Consider the following 11,085-nt stretch of genomic DNA (forward strand, 5'->3'; position numbering starts at 1 on the left):
GTGCCAGTGCCAGTGCCAGTGCCAGTGCCAGTGCCAGTGCCAGTGCCAGTGCCAGTGCCAGCGGTGCTGCTGGCGCTGCTGCCAGTGCCATAGCTACTGCCAGTGCTATGGCTAATGCTCCTTCAAGCGCGACGTCGGGGCAATTCGCCCCTCTCATGACAGCTGACGCTTCGGGCCAACGCAGTGGCTCGCCGTCACGTCAAGAACTTGTTTTCACGCCGCCAGTACCAACGGGGTTGCGTTTGTACCGCGGCATGGCGTCGTTGGCGCCGCGAGGTTTGAAGTTGTCTTACAAACAAGTCGCCATCGCCTTGACGACAGTGGTGTTTGCTTCACCCCTCTACACCCATTCTGAAAAAAGTCGAGCCGTTGCTGGCCCCTTGGTCATGAAGCAGCAACGCGCGCCTGACGTGATCAAGCAACCACAGACCTTGGAAGCTGGGTGGGTGACCACCTCGTTGGCTCCTTAGCCATCCGTGCGCAGATGGTCTGCTGCAGAGCGCATAAACTCTGCCGCTTATGTTGATCCTTGGTATTGAATCTTCTTGTGATGAAACAGGTGTGGCCTTGGTCCGCACCGATGGCTCAGGCCTGCCCACCTTGTTGTCTCACGCCCTCTACAGCCAAGTGGCCATGCATGTGGCTTATGGCGGCGTGGTGCCAGAGTTGGCGAGTCGCGACCATATCCGCCGCGTCATTCCGCTGGCGCGTGAGGTGCTGGCTTCGGCCCATCAATCTTTGTCGGATCTGGATGTGGTGGCCTACACCCGAGGCCCTGGTTTGGCTGGTGCTTTGCTGGTGGGGGCGGGTGTGGCGTGTGCGCTGGGTGCAGCCCTGAACAAACCTGTGTTGGGCGTGCACCACCTGGAGGGCCATTTGTTGTCGCCGTTTTTGAGCGATGACCCGCCTGAGTTTCCGTTTGTGGCCTTGTTGGTGTCGGGTGGACACACGCAGCTGATGCGCGTGGATGGTGTGGGGCGCTACGCGCTGCTGGGCGAAACCATTGACGATGCAGCGGGCGAGGCCTTTGACAAATCTGCCAAGCTCATGGGCTTGGGCTACCCTGGTGGACCTGCCTTGTCCAAGCTGGCCGAGCAGGGGGACGCTGCGGCCTTCAAGCTTCCACGTCCCTTGCTGCACAGTGGTAATTTGGATTTTTCATTTGCTGGCCTGAAAACAGCGGTGATGACCCAAGCCAAAAAGCTGGGTGACGACTTAGCCGCCCGAAAAGCAGATTTGGCGGCTTCTACTGAGGCTGCCATCGTCGAGGTGCTGCTGAAGAAGTCGCTCAGTGCCTTGCGTGAAACTGGCCTCCAGCGCTTGGTGGTGGCGGGGGGCGTGGGGGCCAACCGGCATTTGCGCGAGCAGCTCAATACCGCTTGCCAACGCCAAGGCGTTCGCGTGCATTACCCGGAACTGCATTTGTGCACCGACAACGGCGCCATGATTGCCATGGCCGCTGCCATGCGGCTGCAAAGCGGCAAGGACGGGATGGCTCAGGCTCAGCCGCGTTACAGCTTTGACGTCAAGCCCCGTTGGCCACTGGCTGAATTGTCTTAAACCCAGCCCTGCTATACTCTGCGGGCTTTACCTTTTGGGTAAGCAAAGCACGTTGCACCAACTTCCACGGTGCAACGCAAGTCAAATATTTAAGGAAAAAACCCATGTTGACAGCAACCATTGCTGAAGTCGTCAAAGACAACGCGCGCGCCGCAGGCGATACAGGCAGTCCCGAAGTCCAAGTGGCTTTGTTGACCGCTCGTATCAATGAACTCACCCCTCACTTCAAACAACACGCCAAAGATCACCACGGCCGTCGCGGTTTGTTGCGCATGGTGAGCCGTCGTCGCAAATTGCTTGACTACCTCAAGTCTAAAAACTTTGACCGTTACGCTGCTCTGATCGCCAAACTTGGCTTGCGCAAGTAATCGTTAAATTTCTAGCGACAAACGCCTGAGTTTTCAACAAGCTCAGGCGTTTTGCACTTTTAACCACGCATTTTTCACAAACGGCAAGACAAACAGGCGCAGATTCGAAAGCTGTGTCATTCCAAAAAAGCCCCATCTTTTCTGGAATGGCATCGTTTACTGCACCGTTTCATGCCAAATTTCTTAAGGAAAACACATGTCAATTTTCAACAAAGTTACCAAAACCTTCCAATGGGGCCAACACTCGGTCACCATGGAAACTGGCGAAGTGGCTCGTCAAGCTGGCGGCGCTGTGCTCGTCAACATGGACGACACCGTGGTGTTGGCCACTGTGGTGGGCTCCAAGATTGCCAAAGCAGGCCAAGATTTCTTCCCCTTGACGGTGGACTACATCGAAAAGACTTACGCCGCAGGCAAGATCCCTGGCAGCTTCTTCAAGCGCGAAGCCAAGCCCAGCGAACACGAGACATTGACCAGTCGTTTGATTGATCGCCCCATCCGTCCTTTGTTCCCAGAAGGTTTCTACAACGACGTGCATGTGGTGGTTCACACTGTGTCACTGAACCCCGAAGTCGATGCTGATATCGCAGCTTTGATCGCTGTGTCTGCTGCCTTGAGCATTTCTGGCATTCCTTTCAACGGCCCCATCGGTGCCGCTCGCGTGGGTTACATCAACGGCGAATACGTCTTGAACCCAGGTCAAACACAACGCAAAGACAGCCAGATGGAACTCGTGGTCGCTGGCACCGAAGCGGCGGTGTTGATGGTCGAATCTGAAGCGCAACAGCTGTCAGAAGAAATCATGTTGGGCGCTGTGGTGTTTGGCCACGCGCAAGGCAACATCGCGATCAACGCCATCCACGAACTGGTCCGCGACGCGGGCAAGCCAGCCTGGGATTGGGCTGCGCCGGCCAAGGACGAGCCACTGATCGCCAAGGTGCAAGCCCACGCTGAAGAAAAACTGCGCGCTGCCTACCAAATCCGCAACAAGCAAGCCCGCACCTTGGCTTGCCGCCAAGCCTACGCGGCAGCGATGGAAGCCCTCAAGGCGGACGGCGTTGAATTTGATTCGGTCAAGGTCGAAAACATGTTGTTTGACATCGAAGCCCACATCGTGCGCAGCCAAATCTTGGCAGGCGAGCCACGCATCGACGGTCGCGACACACGCACGGTGCGTCCGATCGAAATTCGCAACAGCGTGTTGCCTCGCACCCATGGCTCGGCCTTGTTCACACGCGGTGAAACCCAGGCTTTGGTGATCACCACCTTGGGTACCGAGCGCGACGCACAACGCATCGACGCTTTGGCGGGTGAGTACGAAGACCGTTTCATGATGCACTACAACATGCCTCCCTTCGCCACAGGCGAAGTGGGCCGCATGGGCTCGACCAAGCGCCGCGAAATCGGCCACGGCCGTTTGGCCAAGCGTGCTTTGGTGGCTGTCTTGCCTACCAAAGAAGAGTTTCCGTACACCATGCGCGTGGTGTCTGAAATCACAGAATCTAATGGTTCCTCTTCGATGGCCTCCGTCTGCGGCGGCTGCTTGTCCATGATGGACGCTGGTGTGCCGATGAAAGCACACGTGGCTGGTATCGCCATGGGCTTGATCAAAGACGGCAACCGTTTTGCAGTGTTGACCGACATCTTGGGTGACGAAGATCACTTGGGCGATATGGACTTTAAAGTGGCTGGTACCACCAACGGTATCACTGCTTTGCAAATGGACATCAAGATCCAAGGCATCACCAAAGAAATCATGCAGGTTGCATTGGCCCAAGCCAAAGAAGCCCGCATGCACATTTTGGACAAAATGCAAGCCGCGATGGGCGAAGCCAAGACCGAAGTGTCAGACTTTGCGCCAAAGTTGTTCACCATGAAGATCAATCCCGAAAAGATCCGTGACGTGATTGGCAAAGGCGGCGCCACTATCCGTGCGCTGACCGAAGAGACGGGCACTCAGATCAACATCGAAGAAGACGGCACCATCACCATCGCTGCCACGGACGGCGCCAAGGCCGAAGAAGCCAAGCGTCGCATCGAAGAGATCACGGCCGAAGTCGAAATCGGCAAGGTCTACGAAGGTCCGATCACGAAGATTTTGGACTTTGGCGCCTTGGTCAATTTGTTGCCTGGCAAAGATGGTTTGTTGCACATCAGCCAAATCGCTCACGAGCGTGTCGAAAAAGTCACCGACTACCTCAGCGAAGGTCAAATCGTGCGCGTGAAAGTGCTTGAGACTGACGAAAAGGGTCGTGTCAAGCTGTCGATGAAAGCTTTGATGGAGCGTCCTCAAGCGGATCACCCGCACGACGCATCGTCAGAAGGCTAAGCGCGGCGAGGTTGTGGTGAAGCAAAAACTCATCGCAGGCAACTGGAAGATGAATGGTGGTTTGGCCACCAACCAAGCCTTGTTGCACGACGTGCAGCAGGGCCTTGTGCATGCTTTGGCTTCCAAACATGCGCAGGTAGCAGTGTGTGTGCCTGCCGTTTATTTGTCACAGGTGCAGCAATTGGTCATGGGGTCAGGGATTGACTTGGGCGCGCAAGATGTCTCATCACATGAGCAGGGTGCCTATACCGGCGAGATATCTGCAGCCATGTTGAGAGACTTTGCTGTGAGATATGTGATTGTTGGGCATTCGGAGCGTCGTCAACACCATGCTGAAACAGATGCGCATGTGGCCCTCAAGGCGAGGCTTGCTTTGTCGGTAGGCGTTACGCCCATCGTTTGTGTGGGCGAAACCTCAGCTGAGCGCGAAGCGGGCAAAACCGAAGAGGTGGTCAAGCGACAATTGGCAGCCGTGATTCAAGCCAATGGGCATTGCATCAGCGAAATCGTGGTCGCTTATGAGCCTGTTTGGGCGATTGGCACAGGTCAAACAGCTTCACCCGAGCAAGCCCAAGCGGTACACCAGGTGTTGCGTGGGCAGTTGAAAGCAGCGACCGAGCATTCAGAGCGCGTCCACATCTTGTATGGCGGCAGCATGAATGCGGCGAATGCGCATGAGTTGCTGGCCCAGCCTGACATTGATGGTGGACTCATTGGCGGCGCTGCCCTCAAGGCAGCAGATTTCTTGACCATCATCTCGGCTGCGGCGCGCTGAAAGTAATTATTTTTTCGGAGTTTTTATGAGTTTGATTTTGAATATTGTTCAGGTGGTTCAGCTGTTGGCTGCTTTGGTCATGATCGGCTTGATCTTGGTGCAGCATGGCAAGGGGGCGGACATGGGCGCTGCGTTCGGTAGCGGCAGCTCAGGCAGTTTGTTTGGTGCGAGCGGTGGCGCTAACTTTATGTCGCGCACCACCGGTGTTTTGGCTGCTGTGTTTTTTGTCTGTACATTGGCCTTGGCCTACTTTGGCAACCTGCGTCCAGTTAGCTCTGGCAGCGTGCTTGAAGGGGCTGTGATGGCGCCTGCACCAGTGGCCGAAGTTCCAGCTTCTGGTGCGGCACAAATTCCTACGAAGTAATTACAAAACCTTCGCCCTTCAGAGTGATTGGGCTCCTTTTCAGGTTAGACTCTGAGGCTGTTCAGGGGGCGTTATTCCTCTTCGTTTCCGTAGAACAAACAATCCAAAGCCGTCGTGGTGAAATTGGTAGACACGCTATCTTGAGGTGGTAGTGGCGAAAGCTGTGCGAGTTCGAGTCTCGCCGACGGCACCATCCAAAAAGTCTGCTGTAACTCTGGTGTCAACAAGTTACGGCAGACTTCGCAGACTAGTCAACCGTTAGACCGCGAGATTGAGATGAGCTTAGAACAATACCTTCCCGTCCTTTTATTCATCCTTGTTGGGCTAGCCGTCGGAGTTGCCCCCCAAGTGATCGGCTTTTTCTTGGGTCCACGCCGTCCGGATCCGGCCAAAAACTCCCCCTACGAGTGTGGTTTTGAAGCGTTTGAAGACGCGCGCATGAAGTTCGATGTGCGCTACTACCTGATTGCCATCCTCTTTATCTTGTTTGATTTGGAGATCGCGTTTTTGTTTCCTTGGGCTGTTGCGCTCAAAGAGATTGGGTTCATTGGTTTCATCGACATGATGATCTTCCTTGCCATCCTCGTTGCAGGCTTCGCCTACATGTGGATCAAGGGCGCCATCGATTGGGAGTAAGGATCTGCTATGTCACTAGAAGGCGTTTTCAAAGAAGGCTTCATCACCACTTCCTACGACTCGGTGGTGAATTGGGCCAAGACTGGCTCGCTGTGGCCCATGACATTTGGTTTGGCTTGTTGCGCCGTGGAGATGATGCATGCGGGCGCTGCACGTTATGACATGGACCGTTTTGGCATGTTGTTTCGCCCAAGTCCTCGTCAATCCGATTTGATGATCGTAGCGGGCACCTTGTGCAACAAGATGGCACCTGCTTTGCGTAAAGTTTATGACCAAATGTCAGAGCCTCGTTGGGTTTTGTCCATGGGCTCTTGCGCCAATGGTGGTGGCTATTACCACTACAGCTACTCTGTGGTGCGCGGTTGTGACCGGGTGGTACCTGTCGATGTCTACGTGCCAGGCTGCCCACCCACTGCTGAAGCTTTGTTGTACGGAATCTTGCAGCTGCAAAGCAAGATTCGCCGCGAAAACACCATTGCGCGTTAATTGCGCAGTGCATAGGAAAGTCAAATGAGCCATTCCATTCAAACGCTTGAAATTGCTTTGCACGAAGTGCTGGGGAATCAAGTCAAACGCCTTGAATTCGCTTTGGGCGAGTTGACCTTGACGGTCTCGGCTGCCGACTACCATGATGTGTGCCAAACCTTGAGAGATGATGATCGACTGGGTTTTGAGCAGCTGATGGATCTGTGCGGGCTGGACATGTCGAGCTACAAAGACGGTGCCCATTCCAAATTTACCGATGGCCCGCGCTTCGCGGTGGTGAGTCATTTGCTGTCGGTCAGGCACAACTGGCGTCTGCGTGTGCGTGTGTTCGCGGTGAGTGAAGACGTGCCTGTGGTGGCTTCGGTCAACGACGTGTGGAATTCGGCCAATTGGTTTGAGCGTGAAGCGTTTGATTTGTTTGGCATTGTGTTTGAAGGCCACCTTGACTTGCGCCGTTTGTTGACCGATTACGGCTTTGTGGGGCACCCTTTCCGCAAAGATTTCCCAACCTCGGGTCACGTCGAGATGCGTTACGACGCCGAGCAAAAACGTGTGGTGTACCAACCCGTCACCATTGAGCCGCGCGAAATTACGCCGCGCATCATTCGCGAAGACAACTACGGCGGTGTACATGGCTGATATCAAAAACTACACCCTCAACTTGGGGCCCCAACATCCGGCCGCGCATGGCGTGCTGCGCCTGGTGTTGGAACTCGACGGCGAAGTGGTCCAACGCGCTGACCCGCATATTGGCCTGTTGCACCGCGCCACTGAAAAGTTGGCGGAGAGCAAAACCTACATCCAATCCTTGCCCTATATGGACCGCCTCGACTACGTGTCGATGATGTGCAATGAGCACGCTTACTGCTTGGCCATTGAAAAAATGATGGGGCTTGAAGTCCCCGAACGCGCGCAATACATCCGCGTGATGTATGCCGAAATCACGCGCTTGCTCAACCATTTGTTGTGGCTGGGTTGTCATGGCTTTGACTGCGGCGCGATGAACATCTTGATTTACTGCTTTCGCGAACGTGAAGACTTGTTTGACATGTACGAAGCCGTGTCGGGCGCACGCATGCATGCGGCTTATTTCCGTCCAGGCGGTGTCTACCGTGACTTGCCAGACAGCATGCCTCAGTACAAGGCCAGCAAAGTGCGCAATGCCAAGTCTGTGGCCCGTTTGAACGAAGGCCGCTCAGGCTCTTTGCTCGACTTCATCGACGACTTCACGCAACGCTTCCCCAAGTTGGTGGACGAGTACGAAACATTGCTGACCGACAACCGCATTTGGAAACAACGCACAGTCGATATCGGTGTTGTGACGCCTGAGCGTGCAAAAAATCTAGGTTTTTCAGGCGCGATGTTGCGTGGCTCGGGCATTGCTTGGGACTTGCGCAAGCACCAGCCCTACGACGTGTACGACCGCATGGACTTTGACATCCCTGTTGGCAAAACCGGCGATTGCTACGACCGCTATTTGGTGCGTGTCGAAGAGATGCGCCAGTCCAACCGCATCATCAAGCAATGCGTGGACTGGTTGCGCGTCAACCCCGGTCCCGTCATCACCGACAACCACAAGGTGGCTGCGCCAAGTCGTGAAGGCATGAAGTCCAACATGGAAGAGTTGATTCATCACTTCAAGCTCTTCACCGAAGGCTTCCATGTGCCCGAAGGGGAGGCCTACGCCGCCGTCGAGCACCCCAAGGGCGAGTTTGGTATCTACCTCGTGAGCGATGGTGCCAACAAGCCCTACCGTTTAAAAATTCGCGCACCAGGTTTTGCCCATTTGGCAGCCATGGATGAAATGGCGCGTGGCCACATGATTGCTGACACTGTCGCAGTGATTGGCACCATGGACATTGTGTTCGGGGAAATTGACCGATGAGTTCTGTAAGCACCCACTCCAGCCCACCGTTGTCGCAAGAGGCTCATGCGCGTTTTGCACATGAGGTTGCCAAATACCCCGACGACCAGAAGCAATCGGCTGTCATGGCTTGTTTGTCCATTGCCCAGCAAGAGCAGGGTTTTGTCAGCGCCGAGAGCGAGCGCGTGATTGCTGAGGTTTTGGGCATGGCGCCCATGGCTGTTCACGAAGTGACGACCTTCTACAACATGTACAACCAACAGCCTGTTGGTAAGTTCAAGATCAACGTGTGTACCAATCTGCCTTGCCAGTTGCGCAACGGGCAGGGTGCTTTGATGCACTTGACCAAGACCTTGGGTATTGATGTTGGCGAAACCACAGCCGATGGCATGTTCACCGTGCAGCCTGGTGAATGCATGGGCGCTTGCGCTGATGCACCTGTGTTGCTGGTGAATGACCGCACCATGTGCAGTTATATGAGCGAAGACAAGATCGACCAGTTGGTCCAAGGCTTGCGCGCCTTGAAGGAATAAGCATGACAACTTCTAGCCAAGCTTTACAAGTTCTCTCTCAATTCCAATCAACGGCAGTGGACTCTTGTTTCCACGACCGTCACATAGGCCCCCAAATTTTGGCGGGTCTCAATGGTCACAACTGGTCTATCCAAGACTATGTGGCACGCGGCGGCTACCAAGCGTTGCGCAAAATATTGACCGAAGGTTTGACCCAAGATCAAGTCATCGCCACTGTCAAAGAATCTGGTTTACGTGGCCGCGGTGGTGCGGGCTTTCCTACGGGTTTGAAGTGGAGTTTCATGCCCCGCCAGTTTCCCGGCCAAAAGTACTTGGTCTGCAATTCTGACGAGGGTGAGCCTGGCACCTGCAAAGACCGCGAGATCTTGCAGCACAACCCCCACATCGTGATTGAAGGCATGGCCATTGCAGCCTATGCCATGGGCATCAGCGTGGGCTACAACTACATCCACGGCGAAATTTTCCAAACCTACGAACGGTTTGAAGCTGCCCTCGAAGAGGCCCGTGCCGCTGGCTATTTGGGTGACAACATTTTGGGCTCGACATTCAACTTTCAGTTGCATGCCGCCCACGGCTTTGGGGCATACATTTGCGGTGAAGAAACTGCGCTGCTTGAATCGCTCGAAGGCAAAAAAGGTCAACCCCGTTTCAAGCCACCATTTCCTGCGAGCTTTGGTTTGTACGGCAAACCCACCACCATCAACAACACCGAAACCTTTGCCGCCGTGCCTTGGATCATCAACCATGGAGGTCAGGCTTATCTCGAATGCGGCAAGCCTAACAACGGTGGTACCAAGATCTTCTCCATCAGCGGTGATGTGGAGCGTCCTGGTAACTACGAAATACCCTTGGGCACACCCTTCTCCAAATTGTTGGAGTTGGCCGGTGGCGTACGCCAAGGTCGTACGCTGAAGGCTGTCATTCCGGGGGGGTCCTCTGCGCCTGTCTTGCCTGCTGACATCATGATGGCCTGCACCATGGACTACGACAGCATTGCCAAAGCGGGTTCGATGTTGGGTTCAGGTGCGGTGATTGTGTTGGACGATTCGCGCTGCATGGTCAAGAGTCTGCTGCGTTTGAGCTACTTCTACATGCACGAGTCATGCGGTCAATGCACACCTTGCCGAGAAGGTACAGGTTGGTTGTGGCGCATGGTCGACCGGATTGAGCGTGGCGAAGGACGCGAAAGCGACTTAGCCTTGCTTGACAACGTAGCAGAAAACATCATGGGCCGCACCATTTGCGCCCTCGGAGATGCAGCTGCCATGCCCGTGCGCGGCATGATCAAGCACTTTCGACATGAGTTTGAACACCACATCACGCACAAGACCTGCACGGTCGCTGCCTACGTTTGACACGGAAAAGTGCCATGATTGAAATTGAACTCGACGGTAAAAAGATTGACGTCCAAGAAGGCTGCATGATCATGCATGCAGCTGAAAAAGCGGGCACCTACATTCCGCATTTTTGTTACCACAAGAAACTCAGCATCGCCGCCAATTGCCGTATGTGCTTGGTGGATGTGGAAAAAGCGCCCAAGCCCATGCCCGCTTGCGCCACACCTGTGACGCAAGGCATGGTGGTTCGCACCCAGAGTGAACGCGCTGTCAAGGCCCAAAAGTCGGTGATGGAGTTTTTGCTCATCAACCACCCGCTTGACTGTCCGATTTGCGACCAAGGTGGTGAATGCCAGTTGCAAGACTTGGCGGTGGGCTATGGAGGCTCCACCTCGCGTTACGAAGAAGAAAAACGTGTGGTGATGCCCAAAGATGCCGGCCCATTGGTCAGCATGCAAGAGATGAGCCGATGTATCCAATGCACACGCTGTGTTCGCTTTGGCCAAGAGGTGGCTGGCATCATGGAGTTGGGTATGTCGCATCGCGGCGAGCATGCTGAGATTGAAACCTTCGTCGGTCAATCGGTGGACTCGGAGTTGTCCGGCAACATGATTGACATTTGCCCTGTGGGCGCGTTGACCAGCAAGCCCTTTCGCTACAGCGCCCGCACCTGGGAGTTGAGCCGGCGCAAGTCCATCAGCCCCCACGATGCAACTGGCGCCAACTTGGTGGTTCAAGTCAAGAACAACAAGGTCATGCGCGTCGTGCCTTTGGAAAACGAAGACGTCAACGAATGCTGGATTGCTGACCGCGACCGTTTCAGCTACGAAGCT

13 protein-coding genes and 1 tRNA gene are annotated in these 11,085 nt (G+C 54.9%); all 14 read left to right on the forward strand.

All coding sequences use genetic code 11. From position 1 onward, the window contains the following. The coding region (locus V7Q41_RS11045) for a hypothetical protein (protein WP_333845901.1) at positions 1-470 on the forward strand (470 nt) is incomplete at its 5' end. A gap of 49 nt (positions 471-519) precedes the next feature. After that, on the forward strand, positions 520-1,560 hold the full coding sequence (tsaD, locus tag V7Q41_RS11050) for a tRNA (adenosine(37)-N6)-threonylcarbamoyltransferase complex transferase subunit TsaD (protein ID WP_333845902.1): 1,041 nt from the start codon (positions 520-522) through the stop codon (positions 1,558-1,560). A gap of 104 nt (positions 1,561-1,664) precedes the next feature. Beyond that, entirely contained in the window at positions 1,665-1,928 is a 264-nt protein-coding gene (rpsO, locus tag V7Q41_RS11055; RefSeq protein ID WP_333845903.1) for a 30S ribosomal protein S15, read from the forward strand. Positions 1,929-2,124: 196 nt separating this feature from the next. After that, entirely contained in the window at positions 2,125-4,257 is a 2,133-nt protein-coding gene (pnp, locus tag V7Q41_RS11060; RefSeq protein ID WP_333845904.1) for a polyribonucleotide nucleotidyltransferase, read from the forward strand. A gap of 13 nt (positions 4,258-4,270) precedes the next feature. Continuing rightward, positions 4,271-5,032, forward strand: a complete 762-nt coding sequence (gene tpiA / locus V7Q41_RS11065; RefSeq protein WP_333845905.1) for a triose-phosphate isomerase — start codon at positions 4,271-4,273, stop codon at positions 5,030-5,032. A gap of 25 nt (positions 5,033-5,057) precedes the next feature. Continuing rightward, positions 5,058-5,396, forward strand: a complete 339-nt coding sequence (secG, locus tag V7Q41_RS11070; RefSeq protein ID WP_333845906.1) for a preprotein translocase subunit SecG — start codon at positions 5,058-5,060, stop codon at positions 5,394-5,396. A gap of 108 nt (positions 5,397-5,504) precedes the next feature. Further along, a tRNA-Leu gene (locus V7Q41_RS11075) sits at positions 5,505-5,589 on the forward strand. 83 nt (positions 5,590-5,672) lie between these two features. Further along, complete coding sequence (locus tag V7Q41_RS11080) at positions 5,673-6,032, forward strand: NADH-quinone oxidoreductase subunit A (RefSeq protein ID WP_333845907.1); 360 nt, start codon at positions 5,673-5,675, stop codon at positions 6,030-6,032. A gap of 9 nt (positions 6,033-6,041) precedes the next feature. Continuing rightward, a complete protein-coding gene (locus V7Q41_RS11085) occupies positions 6,042-6,518 on the forward strand; it encodes a NuoB/complex I 20 kDa subunit family protein (protein WP_333845909.1) in 477 nt (158 codons plus the stop codon). Between the two features lie 24 nt (positions 6,519-6,542). Further along, the gene (locus V7Q41_RS11090; RefSeq protein ID WP_333845911.1) at positions 6,543-7,157 is read left to right on the forward strand and encodes an NADH-quinone oxidoreductase subunit C; all 615 of its coding nucleotides are present in this window, start codon (positions 6,543-6,545) and stop codon (positions 7,155-7,157) included. After that, positions 7,150-8,403, forward strand: coding sequence for an NADH-quinone oxidoreductase subunit D (locus tag V7Q41_RS11095; RefSeq protein WP_333845912.1), 1,254 nt, complete (start codon positions 7,150-7,152; stop codon positions 8,401-8,403). The genes V7Q41_RS11090 and V7Q41_RS11095 overlap by 8 nt, the downstream gene beginning before the upstream one ends. Then, positions 8,400-8,915 carry an NADH-quinone oxidoreductase subunit NuoE gene (gene nuoE, locus V7Q41_RS11100; RefSeq protein WP_333845913.1) on the forward strand — a complete coding sequence of 172 codons (516 nt, stop codon included), beginning with the start codon at positions 8,400-8,402 and terminating at the stop codon, positions 8,913-8,915. The genes V7Q41_RS11095 and nuoE overlap by 4 nt, the downstream gene beginning before the upstream one ends. A 2-nt stretch (positions 8,916-8,917) precedes the next feature. Further along, positions 8,918-10,270, forward strand: coding sequence for an NADH-quinone oxidoreductase subunit NuoF (gene nuoF, locus V7Q41_RS11105; protein ID WP_333845914.1), 1,353 nt, complete (start codon positions 8,918-8,920; stop codon positions 10,268-10,270). Between the two features lie 14 nt (positions 10,271-10,284). Further along, on the forward strand, positions 10,285-11,085 hold an 801-nt coding region (locus V7Q41_RS11110; RefSeq protein WP_333845915.1), incomplete at its 3' end, for a 2Fe-2S iron-sulfur cluster-binding protein.

Origin of the sequence: Limnohabitans sp. (assembly GCF_036804465.1) — a bacterium.
In the GTDB taxonomy this organism is placed as follows: Bacteria; Pseudomonadota; Gammaproteobacteria; order Burkholderiales; family Burkholderiaceae_C; genus Limnohabitans.

Bases quoted from the DNA above. Each gene is read 5' to 3' on its own strand.
- V7Q41_RS11090 (WP_333845911.1), top strand. From the start codon at position 6,543: ATGAGCCATTCCATTCAAACGCTTGAAATTGCTTTGCACGAAGTGCTG.
- rpsO (WP_333845903.1), top strand. From the start codon at position 1,665: ATGTTGACAGCAACCATTGCTGAAGTCGTCAAAGACAACGCGCGCGCC.
- pnp (WP_333845904.1), top strand. From the start codon at position 2,125: ATGTCAATTTTCAACAAAGTTACCAAAACCTTCCAATGGGGCCAACAC.
- V7Q41_RS11080 (WP_333845907.1), top strand. From the start codon at position 5,673: ATGAGCTTAGAACAATACCTTCCCGTCCTTTTATTCATCCTTGTTGGG.
- V7Q41_RS11085 (WP_333845909.1), top strand. From the start codon at position 6,042: ATGTCACTAGAAGGCGTTTTCAAAGAAGGCTTCATCACCACTTCCTAC.
- secG (WP_333845906.1), top strand. From the start codon at position 5,058: ATGAGTTTGATTTTGAATATTGTTCAGGTGGTTCAGCTGTTGGCTGCT.
- nuoE (WP_333845913.1), top strand. From the start codon at position 8,400: ATGAGTTCTGTAAGCACCCACTCCAGCCCACCGTTGTCGCAAGAGGCT.
- V7Q41_RS11095 (WP_333845912.1), top strand. From the start codon at position 7,150: ATGGCTGATATCAAAAACTACACCCTCAACTTGGGGCCCCAACATCCG.
- tsaD (WP_333845902.1), top strand. From the start codon at position 520: ATGTTGATCCTTGGTATTGAATCTTCTTGTGATGAAACAGGTGTGGCC.
- nuoF (WP_333845914.1), top strand. From the start codon at position 8,918: ATGACAACTTCTAGCCAAGCTTTACAAGTTCTCTCTCAATTCCAATCA.